Raw genomic sequence first — 18813 nt, forward strand, 5'->3', positions numbered from 1 at the left:
AAAGCTCCTTAATTAACTGTTAGCACTAATCGCTGCTAGTTGCTGGGTGAGATAGGACTGGGTCGTCTGCATCTGGGTCATCAGCACGTCCAGCGCGACAAACTGGGCACGGTAGCGCGCCTCCACTGCCGTCAGCCTGACCTGTATCGCCTCTTCCTGCTTGGTGACGCGCTTGATGGAGTCCTGCAGGCCGTCGGTCCTGCTGGCCAGCAGGCCAGTATCGCTGACGAATCCTTTTACCAGCTCGTTCAGTTGCGCGGCATAGCCCAGGCTCAAGGAAATACTGCCCCTGTCACCTGTTGCCGTGCCGCGTACCGAGACCACCAGGCCCTCTGCCGGATTGCCGACGGCAGTGCTCGTCAACACTTGCCCCTTGCCCGTTGCTTCAGCCCCATTGATGGTGCCGGCGACATCCAACCCCTCGACGGAGACCGGATCGCTGCCAAACAGGCTGCTTGCCGCCGTGCCGCCGGTGATTTCCACAGTTGAGCCGGTGCCGTATTCCGGTGAAATAATTTTCAGCATCCCGCCTTCGACAGCCACCTCAGCAGAGGACTTGGCATTGGCAAGCTGCGTCCGCAGCTGTTGAGCAAGCTCGTCCACCGATGCGTAGCTGCCCGCGGCAAGCGTGAGGTTGTAGCTTGAACCGTTGATTTTGACCGCCAGCGTGTCGTTCACGCCGGCGACGATATTCAGGTCAGGCGCGGCACTTCCGGTCAATGCGCCGCGTGTGGCGGCCTGGGTGATGTTGATAGCGTAATTGCCAGGCTGGGTCTTGCTTCCCTGGGTCACGAACCTTGTCTCGACATCCGAGGCACTTCCCACGGCGGCGAACAGCTTGGCGACATCGTCCAGGTTGGTTTCGATGGCTTTTTCCAGCTTGCTGGAATCCAGTGCCAAGGAGCCATCGCGCTGTATCGCGACGCCGATCTGGCTGAGCGAACTGAAGTTATCCGTACCGCCCACGGACTTGGTAAGCGCCATCTTGATCTGGGAGGAAATTGAGCGCGCTGTCGCGTCCCCGAGCAATGCGCCGTTTTTTCTATCGGCGGCCGTTGTCGTGCTGTCGTCGAACTTGGTCAGGTTGCGCAGCGTGGTATTCACTGCATTGAAGGCATTGACAAAAGCGGTGACCGAATCCTTGATCGCGGTCACGTTCTTGGTCACGTTCAAGGAAACGGCCGTATCGGGGCTGGCCTTGAATAAATTCAGCGTAATGCCGCTCAAGACGCCGGTCACGACATTGCTGGCGCTTTCGACATCGATGCCGTCGATATTGAGCTTGGCGTTGCGTGCCTCCTGCAATTCAACCAGGTTCTTGCCGGTACCGGAAGCGGCCGTGGGATCGTAAGCAAGGCGGGATAGCCCGTCGCCGTCCGTATTGTCGCCATCGGCATCGGCAATACTCACCTTGATGCTGTTGACCTCGCCGGACTCCTTTGAAGTCAATACCAGGCGGCCACCACCGCTCTGGCCGTCGTTGACAATGGTCGCCGTCACTCCCATATCGCCTGCATTGATGGCATCCCGGATGCCCGCCAGGCTATTGTTGGAAGCGGAGATGGTCACACTTTTTGCGGCCTTGTCCGGATTGGCGGTAAAGGTGTTGGTCGCCTCGTCATATGTGCCCAGGGCGATCGTGATCGTGCCCGTGCCAACGGCGGTACTGGTATTGGAAAAATTCGAAGTGGCAACTTTATGGGATTGCGCGAGCTGGCCAACTTTGATCGCATAATTGCTGACGGTTGCACTGCCGCTGGAGGTTGCGGTAAACACCGCGCTGTCGCCCGAAGTGGCAGACTGCACATTGAACTTGCTGCTGGTGGAAAGGTTGGCTAACGCCGTCTGGAAACTGGAAAGCGAGCTTTGCAAGGTCGCATAGGCAGATATCTTTGATTGGTAGGAAGTCTTCTGCTGGCTCAGCAATGTCAAAGGCTTTTGCTCGACCGCCATCAAGCTGCTGACGATTGAATCGATATCAAAATTGGTACTGGCAGAAATCCCGCTAGTGCTTGCCATGACAATACCTCGCTTCCCTGAATACTTGAAATTAAAAGTCAGGCCGTCTGCCTGATGATCAACCCTTGGAGCTTGTCCAGAGTTTTTGAAATCGCCAATACTTCTTCATTCGGGATTTGTCGCAATACTTTTTGCGTCTCGGAATCCACCACCTTGACCACTACCCGGCCAGAATCGGCATCTGTGGAAAACTGGATCGACTGCATGATAGGCGAGATAAACTCGTTGATCTGTTCCACCGCGGACTGGACATCGGCATCACTTGCCACAGACGCCTGTTGCTCCGCTTCTTTTGATCCAGCACCCGGCAAGGATACGGCAGGCCCCGCATTGCGTACTGTAGAAGCCAGGCTACCTGCCTGACTGTATGCTTCTATATTCGTGATCGCCATGTTGAGTTCCTCAAGCAAAACCCGCAGCTTCCTTATTCAAGAAGACTGCGGGACTTTCATACTAACCTGCCACCTGCTTAGCCACGTAACAGGGTCAGCACATTGTTAGGGACAGAGTTGGCTTGTGCCAGCATCGCAGTACCCGCCTGTTGCAGAATTTGCGCCCGGGTCAGGTTGGCCGTTTCCGCAGCGAAGTCAGCATCGAGGATACGGGACTTGGCAGCAGATTGGTTCTCGACCGACACTTGCAAGCTGCTGATCACGGACTCGAAGCGGTTTTGCACGGCACCCAAGGTGGCGCGGCTGGTGTTCACTTGATCCAAGGCCGTATCAATCGCAGTAATCGCTGCAGTCGCATTGTCAGCAGCCGAACCACTGATTGCAATACCGGTTGCAGCCGCAGTAGCCACACCAGCAGCATTAGAACTACCGGAAGTCAAATTAATCTCGTCTACAGTGATGGTATCTTGACTATCTGTACCGGCACCTACCTGGAATGTCAATGAACCAGCAGTACCAGCAAATAACGCCTTGTTATTGAACTTGGTACCGTTCGTCAGGCGGGTGATTTCATCTTGCAATTGCTTAAATTCAGCTTGCAGGTTGTCGCGGTCGCCGGACTCGTTGGTCGCATTGGCGGACTGCACAGCCAGTTCACGCATACGCTGCAAGGCATCGGTAATCTTGCCGAGTGCGCCTTCAGCAGTTTGCGCCAGCGAAATCGCATCGTTGGCGTTACGAATTGCCACTGTCTGGCCGCGTACTTGCGCATCCATACGAGTTGCAATGGAAAGGCCGGCAGCGTCGTCCTTGGCGCTGTTGACGCGCAGGCCGGAAGACAAGCGTTGCAGGGATGAATTCAGACTGGATTGCGAAGTCGTCAAGTTACGTTGCGCATTCAGCGAAGCCAGGTTGGTGTTGATAACTGCAGCCATGTTGGTTCTCCTTCGATTTAGTTAATTTCCATCAAACACTTTGTTGCGTTTGGTATCGCTTTACAGCCTTGAATCACATCACTGTTAAGACTGTTATCGGTCGCTTCAGGAGAAAATTTAGGAGCTTTACTGCACTTGTTTTTCTCTCGAGCAGCATCTGATTGCAATGCCATGCCCCTGATGTCGGATTGATTAAAAAAATCTTTAGAGCCCTCTCTTTCCTGCAATGTCCATCAAATAAAAAATATATTAAATTCAGATAGTTAAATAAAAATATAAAAAAATTTTATTTTTAACCCTAAAGTTTTCAGGCAGTTAATCACGAACGTTTGCCTGAATAAAAAAAACTGCTGCTTGAGGCATGACGACATCTTACCGGGCGGCAAGACAAGGCAATTGGGATAACAGGCGGGGTAAAAAGCGCCAGATCTGCGCTTGAAACTAGGAGCAGCCAGCAAAACTCAGCGAAGCGATCCTGGCTAGGCGCTCTGCCGCAGGCAGTACAGTAAAACACAAGGCAGCAACGACGCAGGAGTGTTTTGTCAGCTGCTCTTAATCGATCAGGTCGTTCTTGATCGCGTAGTGCGTGAGCTCTGCGTTATGGCGCAGGTTCAGCTTCTCCAGCAGCCGTGCCCGGTACATGCTGACGGTCTTGACCGAAAGCGACAGATTGTCGGCAATTTCACTGACGGACAAACCCGACGCGATCATGGTCAGCGTCTGGAACTCACGGTTGGAGAGCGTATCGTGGATAGGTTTATCCAAGCCCCCGTCCACTTGGTCGGCCAGCGCCAATGCCACTTCCGCGCTGATGTATTTCTTGCCCTTGGCAACGGTGCGTATTGCCGTCACCAACTGGTCTGAAGCGCTTTGCTTGCTCAAGTACCCGGCAGCGCCTGCGCGCAGAGCCCGGATCGCATAAGCATCTTCCCGGTGCATGGACAGCATCAGGACGGCCACTCGGGAATATTCCTTCTTGATGATGTTGCATGCCTCGATACCGCTTCGATCGGGCAGCGAGATATCCAGCACCAGCACGTCCACGCCCTTGGTGCCTGCAAGCTTGATGGCTTCAGCCGCGTTCTTCGCATCGGCGACCACTTCTATATCCTCGGTTTCAGCAAGAATCTGCTTCAAGCCTTCACGCAGGATCGCGTGATCGTCAGCAATAATGACTTTGATAGTGGAAGTGGGCGACATGAGCAATGCTAATGATTAAAAGTAATTTTTATTATTCAACCGGCAGCCTCGATATTCACGGGTTGCAACGGCAAAGTAACGCTGACTATTGTACCCCCTTGCTTGCCGGCTTGCACCCTGCATTGTCCAGCTAGAGCCACGGCCCGTTCCGCCATGCCGCTGATACCGAATGCGTTGGCTTTCAGCCTGTCCACCGGCGCAATGCCAACGCCATCATCAATGACCTGCATCACGATTTCCTCAAGCGTAGCTTCCAGCGTCACCTCGACGTGGCTGGCCTTGGCATATTTGGCGATATTGGACATAGCCTCCTGGCAAATCCTGAACAAGGTGATCGCATGGTCGGTGGAGACATCGACTTCCGCATGGCTGCAAACAAACTCGCACGGAATGCCGATTTTCTCGACGAACTGGGCCGCCTGCCACTCCAGGGCAGCCACGATGCCCAACTCAAGGACATTAGGCCGCAAGTCGCTCGCAATCCGGTGCGTAGCTTCAAATGTATCGTCGACGATAGCCTCAAGCTGCTTGGCCTTGGCAAGCAAGGCCTCCTGCCCAGGCCCCAGCCGCTTGATAATGGAAGAGAGCCCAAGCCGGATGGCCGTCAAATTTCCTCCTAGGTCGTCATGCACCTCCTGGGCGATTCTCAAGCGTTCCTTCTCCTTGATCTGGGCCATTTGGGCAGAAAGCCTTGCCAGCTTTTCATGCGATTGCCGAATCGCCTGCTGTTCGCGCCGGCTCTGCGTGATATTCGTCATGATGCCCTCCCACACCACGGTACCGTCAGGCATCTTGCGCGGGCTGGCACGCAGGTTGATCCACTTGGTATCCTGCCACGCCTGCATCCAGAAACGGCCGGTCCAGTTCAGCACACTCAAACTATGGGCAGACTGGCTGACATGCTTTTCATAAGCTCCGCGATCCTCTTCATCGATCAAAGAAAGAAAAATGTCAGGATTGGCAATCAGTACCTCGGCGTCTTCGCCCAGCAGCGGCTTGCAAGCATCGCTGAGATAAAGAAACCCCATGACGCCATCACGGCTCATATGGGCTTGGTATACCACTCCAGGCGCATTCGAAATCAGGGCACTCAAATTGGCGCCCTCGTTCAGCACGTGCAGGATGTGCCGGCTGAACGCCTGGCTGTCGCGCATCACCAACAACACCCGCCCGCTGCCTCGCCCCACCATGAGCAAGCGGAACTCGCCAAAATAACGGTTGATGGTATGCAACTCATGGCTGATATCCGCCATCGCCAGTTCCATCGGCACCGCATCCAGAAGCTCCCTGGCTTCTGGCTCCCTCAACGCCTGCAGCAAGTCGTCCAAGGGATGATCGGTAATCTGCGCTTCCGCGCCATCCACCAGCACCCCCACCAACTGCAAGCTATGCGGATCGATCGCATAGATATCGTCCAAGGAGCTCTGCGCAGCGGACTCAAGATACTTGCGGATTTCTGATAGCGGCGACACGGCAATACCTATTAAAAGTTTCAGGCAAGCCTACCAGAACAATTGATTAATTCAAGCTGCGCAAGGTTTCTCCCCTAACCCTGTCATCTATGCATGTGCATCTTCCAGGTTCATTAAAATAATATTCGTTATATATTTACAAATATATTGAATTAATATTTAATCCCGCCTTTGTTTCAACTACTTAGCATCGGGGAGATCAATGTCCAATTACCTAAAACCGCTCAAGCTGGCAGTGATTGCCGCGCTGGCAGCCAATACTCAAGTCGCTTTGGCGGAAGTTGCGCCTTTTACCTTGGGTGAGATCAATGTCACCACTACCAAGCAGCCAGAAGATATCAGGCTCTCTGACGACACCATTACGCAAGAGGATATGCGCCTGTTCAACCGCGAAACAGTGGGCACGGCGCTCAACACTTTTCCTGGCGTCAGCATGACCCAAGGCGGCCAACGCAATGAACAACTGGTGCAATTGCGTGGGTTTGATTTACGCCAGGTGCCTGTGTTCGTAGACGGCGTTCCGGTTTACGTCACCTACGATGGCTACGTCGATCTGGGCCGTTTCAATACTTTCGATCTATCCAAGATCCAATTGTCCAAGGGGTTCAGTTCCGTTTTGTACGGCCCCAACACATTAGGCGGTGCGATCAACCTAGTCAGCCGCAAGCCAACGAAAGAGTTTGAAGGCAGCATCACTGCAGGTATCAAGACTGACCGCAACCTTAAATTCAATGGATATGCTACCGATGTCAACATGGGGGGCAATTACGAAACATGGTACTGGCAAGCCAATACCTCATACGTAGACAATGAGCGCTCCCGTATGTCCAGCGATTACAAGCCCAATGCGTATGAGAACGGCGGAGACAGGGAACGCGCTTACAACAGGGATGGAAAGATCAACCTGAAAATCGGCCTGACCCCGAGCAAAGGCAATGAATACAGCCTGAACTACATCAACCAGCAAGGCACAAAAGGCAGTCCTGTATATGCTGGCAGCGATGGTGGCCGCAGTGCGAACTATTGGAATTGGCCCAAATGGGACAAAGAAAGCCTGTACTTCATATCGCGCACCACCTTCGGCGATAGCGCCTACCTGAAAGTCCGCGCTTTCTATGACAAATTCAAGAATATATTGGAAAGCTATGACGATGCGCGTTATGCCACGATGACCAGGAACAGTTCATTCACCAGCATCTATAACGATGACACCTATGGCGTCAGCGCCGAACTGGGTTTCGATGTTGCCAAGGCCAATACCCTGAAGTTCGCCGCACACTACAAGCATGACAAGCACGAAGAGCACAACAAGGGCAACCCGGTTCAGACGTTTGAAGACCGCACCATTTCATTGGGTATTGAAGATACCCATCATTTCACCGAGAAACTGAGCCTGGTGACGGGTATCAGCTATGACAAGCGTGACACCCTCAAGGCCGAAGGGCTGAACAATGTAAACCAGATTTACGATTTCCCGAATGGCGATGCCCATGCGTGGAATCCTCAGGCTGGTTTGTTCTATAAGCCAACGGAAGATAGCGACATTCACTTTACAGTAGCCAGGAAGAGCCGCTTTGCCACCATGAAGGATCGCTTCTCCGGCCGTTTCGGTCGCGCGGTTCCCAATCCTGGCCTGGATACGGAAAGAGCGACCCATTATGAGCTGGGTGCCGGTGCTTTTGTGCTGCCTGAATTGAAACTGCAGGGCGCGGTATTCTTCATTGACACCAAAGACATGATCCAGTCTGCGAGCTTGCCGAATTCCGCCTGTTCCGCTGGCGGGGGCCAATGCTTCCAGTTCCGCAACATTGGCAAGGTGGAAAGCCAGGGTATCGAACTGGGCGCAACCTGGTTTGCGAGCGATGATGTTGAACTGGGCGGCAACTATACCTTTATCAACCGCGACAATCTCAGCAATGACCAGCGCTTGACCGACGTGCCTCGCCAGAAGCTGTTTGCATACGGCAAATGGAAAGTGAATAGCGCCTTGCAAGTGCTGGCAAGTATCGAAGCGGCATCCTCGCGCTATTCCCGCCAGAACTCCGCTGTCACTGATTGGCTGTCAGCCAAGGGTTATGCGACCGGCAATATCAAGGCTATGTATGCAGTCAATGCCGATTGGTTTGCCGAGGCGGGCATCAACAACATTCTCGACAAAAACTATGCATACACTGAGGGCTTCTATATGGAAGGCCGCAATATGTTTGTCAACGTAACACGCAAGTTTTAAATAATTAACTAATAGATAGGAAACCCCAATGGCCAGCGCTCTTACTATCAAGGCAGCATTGCGCTGGCCGGTCCGGATTCTCATTATCTGGTTGATGCTCGTCAGCCAGGTGTCATCATCGGCAGACATAGCCAAAGTCGTCGTGATGACCAGTTATCCGCAGGAAGTCGTTTCGCAATTCGAGGCGGCATTCGAGAAGCAATATCCGCAATACAAGCTGGAAGTGCTATGGCGGCAATCGCGCGATGCAATGGCTTATTTCAAGGAATCCGGTCAAGCTGTCGATGTTTATTGGTCGCCTGCCCAGCGCAATTTCGCCCAGTTGGAGAAAATACAGGCGTTCCAGTCGTTGGATATCAACCTGGATGGACTGCCTGAAACCGTCAACGGCTTTCCCTTGCGCGAAGGCCACCATATTGCCAGTGAGATTGCCGGATACGGCATCGTGAGCAACCCGCAGGCCCTGGCCGCCGCCGGGCTGCCTGTTCCCCATGACTGGACAGACCTCGGCCAGCCGGGGTTCAAAGGCAAGGTCGCGCTGCCCATCCCTTCCAAGGTCGGCTATGCGCCGCCGCTCATCGATATCCTGCTGCAAGGTTACGGCTGGCAGGCGGGCTGGAACCTGTTGCAGGCCATCGCCGCCAATGCGGAGCTGGTGACTGCGGGCGCGACTTTCGTCACTGACGATGTTGCCAGCGGCCGCCTGTTCGCGGGTCTGACCATCGATTTCTTCACGGCATCCGCCATTGCCAACGGCGCGCCATTGCAGTTTGCATACCCTAAATTGACTGGTTACTCCCCTGCCCACGTCGCCATCATGAAGCATGCGGTCAACCCCGAAGGAGCGAAGGCGTTCAGCGCATTCGTGCTGTCCGAACAAGGGCAGCGGCTATTGTTCCACCCCGATATCCGCAAATTGCCGGTCAGGCCCTCGGTGTACGCAGACAAGCCTGCCGATTATTTCAACCCATTCGAGAACAATCCGGCCTTTGTGTACGACAACCTTCGCGGGCTGGCTCGCCAGGAGGCCACCAATGCGCTGTTCGATGCCATCATCACCCTCAACTTGGCGCCCCTGCAACAGGCAATCAGCGCCATCGAGAATGCAAGCGCCGAGCTGGGCGCCGATGCGCCGCAAGTGACCAAGGCCAGGGAGCTGCTGCAAAAGTTACCGATCGACGAAACCGCGGCAGAATCCCTGCAGGGCCCTCAGCAAGCGGACATCAGCCGGTGGCAGCAAGTCATGCACGAGCGCTACCAGGAAGCCGCCCGCATCGCGTCACAGCGGTAATCCTGGGGCTATGCGCAGCATCCTGTCCCTCGCTGTTTGCATTCTCACCCTGGCTCCCGCCGCTACCCACGGCGATGAACCGGCGCAGGTGCTGACCAGCCTTGCAAGCCGCGAAGCCTATAGCCAGCCTATCCGTCCGCTGTCCTCGCAAGAAAACCTGCAGTTCCAGCTAGGCCGAGGGCTGGTCCGGCAAAGCTGGATCATTTCCCCGGCGGAAGACCGCGATATTGCCGGGCTGGGGCCTTTGTACAACCGCAACTCCTGCATCGCTTGCCATGCCAAGAACGGGCGCGGCTTCGCGCCTGACGGCCCGGAAGAATCCATGCGCGCCATGCTGGTCCGCCTGAGCGTCCCCGGCAAGGCACCTGAAGGCGGCCCGCAGCCCCATCCATTATATGGCGACCAGTTGCAGGAATTCGGCGCGCCGGGCGTCGAGGCCGAAGGCCGCGCCCATGTGCGTTACGAGGAAAGCGAAATATCATTGAACGGCGGCGAGCGCGTACGCCTTCGCAAACCGACCATCACGTTCAGCAACCTGGCCTATGGCCCGCTGCCGGACGACCTGCAAACCTCGGCCCGCATCGCACCCGCCATCTATGGCATGGGCCTGCTCGAAGCCATTGCGGACAGCACCCTGCTGGCACTGGAATCGCAGCCCAAGTCGGGCAATATCAAGGGCAGGCTCAACCGCGTCTGGAACATGGAGCAGCAACGGCACGTGATCGGGCGCTTTGGCTGGAAGGCCAATGTGGCGACGCTGCGCGAGCAGACGGCGAGCGCCATGGCCGGCGATATGGGCTTGTCCTCCCACTTGTTTCCCCATGGCAATTGCGCCGAAGGCCAAACAGCCTGCCAGCAAGCCCCCGTATCGGGCACGCCAGAAATCACGGAAACCCAGCTCGAGCAAATGGAGTTCTACCAGTTGGCGCTTGCCGTGCCCTCGCCGCGCCATCAGGACGATTCCCGGGTGCAACGGGGCGCCGCACTGTTCCGCCAGGCGCAATGCGCAGCCTGCCACCTGCCTGAAGTCAGGACAAGCGAATTCCCCAGGCTGGCCGCACTGGGCAACCAAAGCATCGCCCCCTACACGGACTTGCTGTTGCACGACATGGGGCCGGAACTGGCGGACAACCGCCCGGACTTTTCCGCCACTGGCAGCGAGTGGCGCACCCCGCCGCTCTGGGGGATCGGCCTCGCGAAACAGGTGGAGCCGAACGCAGGCTTCCTGCACGATGGCCGCGCCAGGACTATCCTGGAAGCCATCATGTGGCACGGCGGCGAGGCACAGGAGTCCCGCAACATGGTGCAGCAGATGTCTCCGCTGGACCGGCAATTGCTGCTGGATTTTGTCGACTCACTTTAAGAGCCGCGAACAAAACCCAGCGAAGCGATTCTGGCTAGGCGCTCTGCTGCAGACAGTACAACTAGTACGGCAAGGCAGAGCAACAACGCCAGAAGGGTTTTGTTAGCGGCTCTAAGCCTCGGTAATCTTGCGGCGAAAAGGCTATGATATGCCTGTCGATTACCTCCCTTGCCATGCATTTACACCATGATCGCCATTCTTGAAGCCAAGCGCGCCGGCCTGCTCTCCCGCCGGTATTGGTCCCGCAACATCATGTCGGGGCTGATCGTCGGGGTCGTCGCCCTCCCGCTCGCCATGGCGTTCGCGATCGCATCAGGCGCCAAGCCCGAGCAAGGCTTGTACACCGCGATTGTCGCGGGCACGCTCGCCTCCCTGTTCGGCGGCAGCCGCCTGCAGATTACCGGCCCGACCGGGGCGTTCATCGTCATCCTTGCCGGCATTACGGCGAAATACGGCATCGCAGGCTTGCAGATCGCCACCCTGATGGCAGGCATCATGCTGCTCGTCATGGGGCTGACGCGCATGGGCAGCGTGATCCGCTACATCCCGGAACCGGTGATCATCGGCTTCACCAGCGGAATCGCAGTCATCATCTTCGTCGGCCAATGGCAGGATTTTTTCGGCCTCACGCCCCAGGCCTCGCACCATTTCCACGAAAAACTCTGGCATCTGTTGGAAGCCCTGCCGCAGCTGCAATGGCAGACCGCATTGCTTGGCGCGTTCACGCTGGCAGTGCTGCTTCTGTCCAACCGCTACCTGAAAAAAATTCCCGGCCCCTTGGTCGCAATCGTGGCAGCCACTATCGTGCAGTCTGTCTTTCAACCTGAACAGGTTGCCACCATAGGCAGTGCGTTCGGCGGCATCCCACAGGCTTTGCCACATTTTGCCCTGCCCGAGGGCATCAGCCCTGCCGTCATGATAGAGCTGATCGGCCCGGCCTTCACCATTGCGCTGCTGGGCGCCATTGAGTCGTTGCTCTCGGCCGTCGTTGCCGACAATATGGCGGGCACGCGCCACCAGTCCAACCAGGAGCTGATCGGGCAGGGTATTGCCAACATCGCCTCACCATTGTTCGGCGGGTTCGCCGCGACCGGCGCGCTGGCCCGCACCGCGACCAATATCCGCAACGGGGCCAACAGCCCGTTATCCGGCATCGTGCATGCGGTCACCCTGGTGTTGATCGTGGTCCTGCTGGCGCCATTGGCCGTGAATATCCCGCTGGCGGCGCTCGCGGCCATCCTGTTCGTGGTGGCCTACAACATGAGCGAGGCGCATCGCTTCCTGCACATGGCGAGGACAGCGCCGCGCGCGGATGTGGCGGTGCTGCTGATCACCTTCCTGCTCACCGTGTTCAGCGACCTGGTGATTGCCGTCAATATCGGCGTCGTGCTTGCCGCATTGTTGTTCATGAAGCGCATGGCGGACACGGTGAACGTGACGCAACTGAGTGACGATGACTTGCAGCAGGAATACGGCCAGCGCGAATGGCGCCTGCCATCGAGCACGCTGGTCTATCGCCTGGAAGGGCCGTTCTTCTTCGGTGCTGCCGAGCACTTGCAGCACCGCCTGCAAACCCTGCGCGAGGATACCGACACCATTGTGCTGAGGATGGCGCGCGTGCCTATCATGGACGCCACCGGCATGCAGGCATTGTGGAACCTGCTGGACACTTGCAGACAGCACCAGATCAGGCTGGTGGTCGCCGAGGCCAGGCCCAATATCCTGGAAAAACTGCGCCGCGCCGGGCTCACCAGCCAGATTGGCGAGCATAATGTGCTGCCGCACCTGCACTTGCTGTGGCCGGAAACTCCTTCCCCCGCCTCTCTCCATTGAATGGCGTTGCACACTTTTCCGTATTACCCGATTGAGCACGCGTTAATTGGCTACATGCGCAGCATGCAACCCTGTTTGCAACGAAAATTGGCATTTTCTGCACATTCTTTGTTAGTATACGACCCACGCTAGGGGTCCTGAAGAGCCGATCTTCGGGTGAGATATACCCTTGAACCTGACCTGGATAATGCCAGCGTAGGAAAGCGCAAAGCCACTCAAGGTCCATTCATTTCCCCGAGGTAGGCTCTTTGTCCGTTCCTGCGCGTAGCTTGTCCCTAACGCGAGTGAACACACAATGCCTGCTTTTACTTTCCGTCAAAAACTCAGCGTGCTGGCCGTTGCCTGCGCTTATGCGCCTGCCGCGCTGGCACAGACCGCCGATGACAGCGATAACGCACTGCCGGAGGTCGTCGTCACCTCCGCATCGACTGATGGCGTGGCGCGCCGTGCCAGCATCGGCAGCTTTCCCGAAGCATCGCTGCTGCAGACGCCAGCCTCGGTCAACGTGATTACGCAGGAGCAGATGCAGGACCGCAGCATACGTTCCGCGACTGACGCCGTGAAGTGGGATGCCAGCGTGCAGAATTCCTACAATGCGGTCGGCCTGGCCGACTGGTTTGCGATCCGCGGCTTCGTGCTCGACCAGGGCGCCAACTACCGCAAGGACGGCATGGTGATTCTCGCGCAGGCCAGGGTGCCGATGGAGAACAAGGAACGCATCGAGATACTGAAAGGCCTGGCCGGCCTGCAGGCGGGGATTGCCGCATCGGGCGGCATGCTCAACTACGTGACCAAGCGACCTACCGACGCCCCGCTGCGTTCGGCGACGTTCGAAGTCCGCGAGCGCGGCACGGTGTACGGCGCGGTAGATCTGGGCGGGCGCTCCGAGGACGGCGTCTTCGGTTACCGCATCAATGCCGCGGCGGAAGACATCAAGTCGTATGTCGACGGCTCGACAGGCAACCGCAACTTCATTTCGGGCGCGTTTGACTTCCGCCTGAGCGAACGCGCGCTGTTGCAGCTCGACCTCGATTACCAGCACAAGTCGCAACTGACCGTGCCGGGGTTCCAATTGCTCGGGCCGGAGCAGCGCATCCCGACCGGCATCCGCGCCAAGCAGATGCTCAATGACCAATCCTGGAGCCGTCCCGTCGTCGATGACAGCTATAACCTCGGCGTGAAATTCGACTATGCGTTGAATGACGATTGGCGCACCATCCTGCAAGCCAACCAATCGACCCTGCATCGTGATGATGCGGTGACCTTGCCTTCCGGCTGCCAGGCGCAAGGGCTGATCGTCGGCTATTGCAGCGACGGCGGTTATTCGATGTACGACTTGCGCCGCAAGAACGACAAGCGCTCGATCACGACCACCCAGGCGCTGTTGCAAGGCAATTTCACGACAGGCGGCGTGCGCCACGAGCTGACCACAGGCGTATCCACGCTGAACCGCCGCGATCACTTTGCCGATTACGTATTCAACTATGTCGGCGAGAGCAATATCTATAATCCGGTCTACTACGATAATTTCGCGCTCGCCGACGTCAATCCTGTCCATTTGCGCCGCAAGGATGAGGAGCGTGCAGTATTCGTGCAGGATGTCATGGCGCTTACTGACCAGCTCAGGCTGCATGCCGGCGTGCGCTACGTGCAGCTCAAGCGCGACCAGTTCAATGCCTCGGGCGAGACGACGCGGCGCACGGACGATGATTTTGTCTTGCCTAGCGTCGCCCTGCTCTACAACCTGCAGCCGTCACTGGCGGTTTACGGCTCGTATTCGCAAGGCCTGGAACCGGGCGGCACAGCGCCGACCGGCACCACGAACGCCGAAATCATCATGGACCCCAGCAGGTCCAGGCAGCTCGAACTCGGCGTGAAAGCGGACGTGACGCGCGATGTCAGCCTGTCTGCCGCCGTATTCCAGATCAAGCGCAACCACGAATACGTCGACGCCACGCCGACCTATGTCATCAATGGCACGCAAGTCAACCGCGGCCTGGAATTCGCCGCACAAGGCCGCGTCACGCGCGACTGGATGCTGGGCGCCAGCTTTACCGCGCTGCAGGCCAAGGCCGAAGGCACGGACGATGCGCGCATCGAGGGCAAGCAGGTCGGCAACGTGCCAAGGTTCAAGTCAGCGGTGTATAGCGAATATACCTGGCCAGGTTTGCCAGCCCTTAAACTGAACGCGACATGGCTCTATTCATCCAGCAAAAACTTCGCGCCGAACAACGAGATAGCGGCATTGAACAGGAAAGTGGAGGGCTACCACGTGCTGAACCTGGGCGCACGCTACACGGCCAAGCTCGGCAATACCGCAACCACCTTCCGCGCTGGCGTGGACAACGTGTTCAACAAGTTCTATTGGGGCGATGCATCCAGCGCTTTCGGCGGCTACCTGATCCCGGGCGCGCCGCGCGTATTCCGCGTGTCGGCGCAAATCGACTTCTGACCGATTCCTTAAATCAAAGAAAAGTCACCCAACTTTTGAAGTCATCGCATGTGAGCGTCATTTATAAGGTAAAAACGCCGCTACGGGATCACCGCTTAGCGGCGTTTTTCTTGGCCTGCTGCTGGCATTGAAGGTTGCCAACGCTCATAGCCACATTTCGATCACCCGCATTGCTTCACCGGCTCCAGGTCTGCAAGCTCCTCGTCCGTGAACAAACGCGAACGGATGAGGAAATGCTTGCCGGTCGCCTGCTCCAGCGAGAACATGCCGCCATGCCCGCGAATCGCATCAAGCGTCAGGTGGGTATGCTCCCAATATTCGAACTGGGTCTTGTTCATATAGAACGGCACGCCGTGCACCTCGCCCACTTTAACATCCGAGGTGCCGAGCAGGAACTCGCCCTCCTGCAGGCACATGGGCGCACTGCCCTCACAACACCCGCCTGACTGGTGAAACATGAGATTACCATGCCTGGCGCGCAGCTCATCAATCAAAGCTGCAGCAGATGGCGTGGCATTAATCCGGCTGGCACTCATCAATCCTCCTCATCTCTTGGCAGTTGCTTTACCACAAATAATAACGCCCAGGTTCGAACTCGCAAACCTGGGCGTTGGACGAGGGCCTGTTAACGCAATTGAAGGAGTCGCGAAGGCATGAACAATTTGCCCCAATCAAGGCGCGCGTCGCAGCGCGTATGTCGATACGCGCAAGGCGGGCAACGTAGAGTGGGTGAATTGTTCATGCCTTCCCGAAGGGTTGGATCCAGGGCGGTTCGCCCGCTGCGTTGTCCATGCTCGCAAGGCATCGAGCCTTGCTGCGCTGTACGCCTTGCGCTCAAACCGCCCTAGCTCCAACGCGATCTCCTTCAATTGCGTTAACAGGCCCTAGCCATTCGACATTAAAGTTTAGAAGAAGCCTAGCGCATCAGGGCTGTAGCTCACCAGCAGGTTCTTGGTCTGCTGGTAGTGGTCCAGCATCATGCGATGGTTCTCGCGGCCGATGCCGGACTGCTTATAGCCGCCGAATGCGGCGTGCGCTGGATAAAGATGGTAGCAATTGGTCCAGACGCGGCCTGCCTGGATACCCCGGCCGACACGGTAGGCACGGCTGCCGTCGCGGGTCCAGAGGCCTGCGCCCAGGCCGTACATGGTGTCGTTGGCGATTTCCAGCGCCTCCTTCTCATCCTTGAACGTCGTCACGGACAAGACCGGCCCGAAGATTTCCTCCTGGAAGATGCGCATCTTGTTGTGGCCCTTGAACACCGTAGGCTCAATGTAATAGCCATCGCTCAAGTCGCCACTCAGCTTGGTCGCCTTACCACCTGTGAGCAGCTCCGCGCCTTCTTCCTGGCCGAGCTTGATGTAGGACATGATGATCTCGACCTGTTCGCTGGACGCCTGTGCGCCGATCATGGTCGACTTGTCGAGCGGACTGCCCTGCTTGATCGCCTTCACACGCTTGATGGCACGCTCGATGAAGCGTTCGTAGATGGACTCCTGGATCAAGGCCCGGCTCGGGCAGGTGCAGACTTCCCCCTGGTTCAAGGCAAACAGCGCAAAGCCTTCCAGCGCCTTGTCGAAATAAGCATCATCCTTGTCTATCACATCCTCGAAGAAGATATTGGGCGACTTGCCACCCAGCTCCAGCGTCACGGGAATCAGGTTCTGGCTGGCATATTGCATGATCAGGCGGCCAACGGAAGTGGATCCGGTAAATGCAATCTTGGCAATGCGCGGGCTGGTCGCCAATGCCTTGCCGGCTTCGACGCCATGCCCATTCACCACATTGAGCACGCCAGGCGGCAACAGGTGGCCGATGATTTCCAGCACCACCAGGATCGAGGCCGGCGTCTGCTCGGCAGGCTTCATGACAATGCAATTGCCTGCCGCCAATGCGGGCGCCAGCTTCCAAGCTGCCATCAGGATCGGGAAGTTCCATGGAATGATCTGTCCGACAACGCCCAACGGCTCATGGAAATGGTAAGCCACTGTTGTATGATCAATCTCGCTGATCCCACCTTCCTGAGCACGAATACAGCCTGCAAAATAACGGAAATGGTCGATCGCCAGCGGAATATCGGCGGCCATGGTCTCGCGGATGGGCTTGCCGTTGTCTATGGTTTCTGCAATCGCGATGGTTTCCAGATTGGCTTCCATCGCATCGGCGATCTTGAGCAGGATGTTGGCACGCTCGGTGCCCGAGGCCTTGCCCCAGGCATCCTTGGCAGCATGGGCGGCATCCAGCGCCAGGTTGATATCCTTTTCATTCGAACGCGGCACTTGGCAGAATACCTTGCCGGTCACCGGGCTGATATTGTCGAAATATTCGCCATCTACCGGCGCAACCCATTTTCCGCCAATATAATTGTCGTATTTATTTTTGTACGGAACCTTAATACCTAGACCCTTCAAACTATCAAGACTCATTACTACACTCCTCCAAGAGTTATTGACGATTGTGCAGAACTGCCACGATTTGATATCGGGATAATGCATCCCATGCCTACGTTTTCGTTAATATACTACCTAGTCTAATTTTTGTCTTACATTCAGGCTGGATTTTCAGAGGAAAAATACGAGGGCCATCGTGATGCTATGGTTTCAGCACTCATATCTGACGAGCAATATTGAATGGGAGTGAGCTGAACTCTTGCGATTATCAAGAGAAGATTGTTGCCTGTATAAAGCGAAAAGCCAGTTATTCAATTCAGAATAACTGGCTTTAATAGATTTTTTTGGTCGGGACGGTGTGATTCGAACACACGACCCCTTGCACCCCATGCAAGTACGCTACCAGGCTGCGCTACGCCCCGAACCTACGCTTCCGGCAAGGCCGGGAGCGAGAAAGAGATTATATCGAAAATACTGGATTTAGCACAGGGGAAAACGGGTATTTGTTAATGCTGGCTGAGTAAGCTCAATACTTCACGCAGTTCCGAACGCAACGCTGCCAGATCGACGCCGGGTGCTGCTACGTCCACGGAAGCTGCCGGGAGCTGCGCGTTCACGGCCAGCCCTGCGCTGGATTCCACTTCGCGGCTCAATGCGTTGCCGCCGCTTTCATCCAGGCGGTTGCGTGCCCCGCTGATGGTGAAGCCCTGCTCGTAAAGCAACTCTCGTATGCGCCTGATGAGCAGAACTTCATGATGCTGGTAATACCTGCGGTTGCCACGGCGCTTCACTGGCTTGAGCTGGGTAAACTCCTGCTCCCAGTACCGCAATACATGAGGCTTGACCCCGCACAGCTCGCTGACTTCGCCAATGGTGAAATAGCGTTTGGCGGGAATCGGCGGGAGCTGGACCTTAGGCGCTTGCTCCGGCATATGCCTCCTCTACCTTGCTCTTGAGCTTCTGGCTGGCATGGAAAGTCACGACGCGGCGGGCGGTGATCGGGATTTCTTCGCCTGTCTTGGGGTTACGGCCTGGACGCTCAGACTTCTGGCGCAATTCGAAATTGCCGAAACCCGAAAGTTTGACGCTGTCGCCAGCTTCCAGGGCAGTACGGATTTCCTCGAAGAATGCTTCCACCATGTCTTTGGCTTCGCGCTTGTTCAACCCCACTTGTTCAAACAGTAAATCAGCCAAATCAGCTTTTGTTAATGTCATGCAAAACCCTTCCCTACTACT

General features: G+C 56.5%; 14 protein-coding genes, 1 tRNA gene and 1 riboswitch. Of the genes, 5 read left to right on the plus strand and 10 right to left on the minus strand.

The features are described from left to right. Window positions 1–12: 12 nt before the first annotated feature. From fliD to ACJSDX_RS05805, 5 genes are all read right to left on the minus strand, one after another. Window positions 13–2019 carry a flagellar filament capping protein FliD gene (gene fliD, locus ACJSDX_RS05785; RefSeq protein ID WP_407993886.1) on the minus strand — a complete coding sequence of 669 codons (2007 nt, stop codon included), beginning with the start codon at window positions 2017–2019 and terminating at the stop codon, window positions 13–15. 38 nt (window positions 2020–2057) lie between these two features. Then, a complete protein-coding gene (locus tag ACJSDX_RS05790) occupies window positions 2058–2411 on the minus strand; it encodes a flagellar protein FlaG (RefSeq protein WP_407993887.1) in 354 nt (117 codons plus the stop codon). Between the two features lie 77 nt (window positions 2412–2488). Next, window positions 2489–3346: a flagellin domain-containing protein gene (locus ACJSDX_RS05795; protein WP_407993888.1), complete on the minus strand. Its 858-nt coding sequence runs from the start codon at window positions 3344–3346 to the stop codon at window positions 2489–2491. A 552-nt stretch (window positions 3347–3898) separates the two neighbouring features. Continuing rightward, entirely contained in the window at window positions 3899–4546 is a 648-nt protein-coding gene (locus ACJSDX_RS05800; RefSeq protein ID WP_309566574.1) for a response regulator, read from the minus strand. Between the two features lie 35 nt (window positions 4547–4581). After that, the gene (locus tag ACJSDX_RS05805; protein WP_407993889.1) at window positions 4582–6018 is read right to left on the minus strand and encodes a sensor histidine kinase; all 1437 of its coding nucleotides are present in this window, start codon (window positions 6016–6018) and stop codon (window positions 4582–4584) included. Between the two features lie 202 nt (window positions 6019–6220). Here ACJSDX_RS05805 and ACJSDX_RS05810 point away from each other — a divergent pair, with 202 nt between their 5' ends. From ACJSDX_RS05810 to ACJSDX_RS05830, 5 genes are all read left to right on the plus strand, one after another. After that, window positions 6221–8248: a TonB-dependent receptor plug domain-containing protein gene (locus ACJSDX_RS05810; RefSeq protein ID WP_407993890.1), complete on the plus strand. Its 2028-nt coding sequence runs from the start codon at window positions 6221–6223 to the stop codon at window positions 8246–8248. Window positions 8249–8276: 28 nt separating this feature from the next. Beyond that, complete coding sequence (locus ACJSDX_RS05815) at window positions 8277–9539, plus strand: ABC transporter substrate-binding protein (RefSeq protein WP_407993891.1); 1263 nt, start codon at window positions 8277–8279, stop codon at window positions 9537–9539. Between the two features lie 10 nt (window positions 9540–9549). Further along, complete coding sequence (locus ACJSDX_RS05820; protein WP_407993892.1) at window positions 9550–10902, plus strand: di-heme oxidoreductase family protein; 1353 nt, start codon at window positions 9550–9552, stop codon at window positions 10900–10902. Window positions 10903–11088: 186 nt separating this feature from the next. Beyond that, on the plus strand, window positions 11089–12735 hold the full coding sequence (locus ACJSDX_RS05825) for a SulP family inorganic anion transporter (protein WP_407993893.1): 1647 nt from the start codon (window positions 11089–11091) through the stop codon (window positions 12733–12735). Window positions 12736–12855: 120 nt separating this feature from the next. Beyond that, window positions 12856–12954, plus strand: a riboswitch (TPP riboswitch). Between the two features lie 76 nt (window positions 12955–13030). Beyond that, the gene (locus ACJSDX_RS05830) at window positions 13031–15187 is read left to right on the plus strand and encodes a TonB-dependent siderophore receptor (RefSeq protein ID WP_407993894.1); all 2157 of its coding nucleotides are present in this window, start codon (window positions 13031–13033) and stop codon (window positions 15185–15187) included. Window positions 15188–15348: 161 nt separating this feature from the next. Here ACJSDX_RS05830 and ACJSDX_RS05835 read toward each other — a convergent pair whose 3' ends face one another. The 5 genes from ACJSDX_RS05835 to ACJSDX_RS05855 all read right to left on the minus strand — a co-directional run bounded on the left by ACJSDX_RS05835 (window position 15349) and on the right by ACJSDX_RS05855 (window position 18792). Next, entirely contained in the window at window positions 15349–15723 is a 375-nt protein-coding gene (locus ACJSDX_RS05835) for a DUF779 domain-containing protein (RefSeq protein ID WP_407993895.1), read from the minus strand. A gap of 369 nt (window positions 15724–16092) precedes the next feature. Next, the gene (adh, locus tag ACJSDX_RS05840) at window positions 16093–17613 is read right to left on the minus strand and encodes an aldehyde dehydrogenase (RefSeq protein WP_407993896.1); all 1521 of its coding nucleotides are present in this window, start codon (window positions 17611–17613) and stop codon (window positions 16093–16095) included. Between the two features lie 309 nt (window positions 17614–17922). Further along, window positions 17923–17999 (minus strand) — tRNA-Pro (locus tag ACJSDX_RS05845). An 84-nt stretch (window positions 18000–18083) separates the two neighbouring features. Beyond that, window positions 18084–18509, minus strand: coding sequence for a MerR family transcriptional regulator (locus ACJSDX_RS05850; RefSeq protein WP_309566583.1), 426 nt, complete (start codon window positions 18507–18509; stop codon window positions 18084–18086). Continuing rightward, on the minus strand, window positions 18490–18792 hold the full coding sequence (locus ACJSDX_RS05855; RefSeq protein WP_226757146.1) for an integration host factor subunit alpha: 303 nt from the start codon (window positions 18790–18792) through the stop codon (window positions 18490–18492). The genes ACJSDX_RS05850 and ACJSDX_RS05855 overlap by 20 nt, the downstream gene beginning before the upstream one ends. Window positions 18793–18813: the final 21 nt, after the last annotated feature.

The organism is Methylobacillus draconifructus, assembly GCF_045984355.1.
GTDB classification, from domain to species: Bacteria; Pseudomonadota; Gammaproteobacteria; order Burkholderiales; family Methylophilaceae; genus Methylobacillus; species Methylobacillus flagellatus_A.

Coding starts and splice junctions, on each gene's coding strand:
- fliD (WP_407993886.1), bottom strand. CDS start 2,019: ATGGCAAGCACTAGCGGGATTTCTGCCAGTACCAATTTTGATATCGAT.
- ACJSDX_RS05810 (WP_407993890.1), top strand. CDS start 6,221: ATGTCCAATTACCTAAAACCGCTCAAGCTGGCAGTGATTGCCGCGCTG.
- ACJSDX_RS05850 (WP_309566583.1), bottom strand. CDS start 18,509: ATGCCGGAGCAAGCGCCTAAGGTCCAGCTCCCGCCGATTCCCGCCAAA.
- adh (WP_407993896.1), bottom strand. CDS start 17,613: ATGAGTCTTGATAGTTTGAAGGGTCTAGGTATTAAGGTTCCGTACAAA.
- ACJSDX_RS05830 (WP_407993894.1), top strand. CDS start 13,031: ATGCCTGCTTTTACTTTCCGTCAAAAACTCAGCGTGCTGGCCGTTGCC.
- ACJSDX_RS05855 (WP_226757146.1), bottom strand. CDS start 18,792: ATGACATTAACAAAAGCTGATTTGGCTGATTTACTGTTTGAACAAGTG.
- ACJSDX_RS05800 (WP_309566574.1), bottom strand. CDS start 4,546: ATGTCGCCCACTTCCACTATCAAAGTCATTATTGCTGACGATCACGCG.
- ACJSDX_RS05795 (WP_407993888.1), bottom strand. CDS start 3,346: ATGGCTGCAGTTATCAACACCAACCTGGCTTCGCTGAATGCGCAACGT.
- ACJSDX_RS05790 (WP_407993887.1), bottom strand. CDS start 2,411: ATGGCGATCACGAATATAGAAGCATACAGTCAGGCAGGTAGCCTGGCT.
- ACJSDX_RS05815 (WP_407993891.1), top strand. CDS start 8,277: ATGGCCAGCGCTCTTACTATCAAGGCAGCATTGCGCTGGCCGGTCCGG.
- ACJSDX_RS05825 (WP_407993893.1), top strand. CDS start 11,089: ATGATCGCCATTCTTGAAGCCAAGCGCGCCGGCCTGCTCTCCCGCCGG.
- ACJSDX_RS05820 (WP_407993892.1), top strand. CDS start 9,550: ATGCGCAGCATCCTGTCCCTCGCTGTTTGCATTCTCACCCTGGCTCCC.
- ACJSDX_RS05835 (WP_407993895.1), bottom strand. CDS start 15,723: ATGAGTGCCAGCCGGATTAATGCCACGCCATCTGCTGCAGCTTTGATT.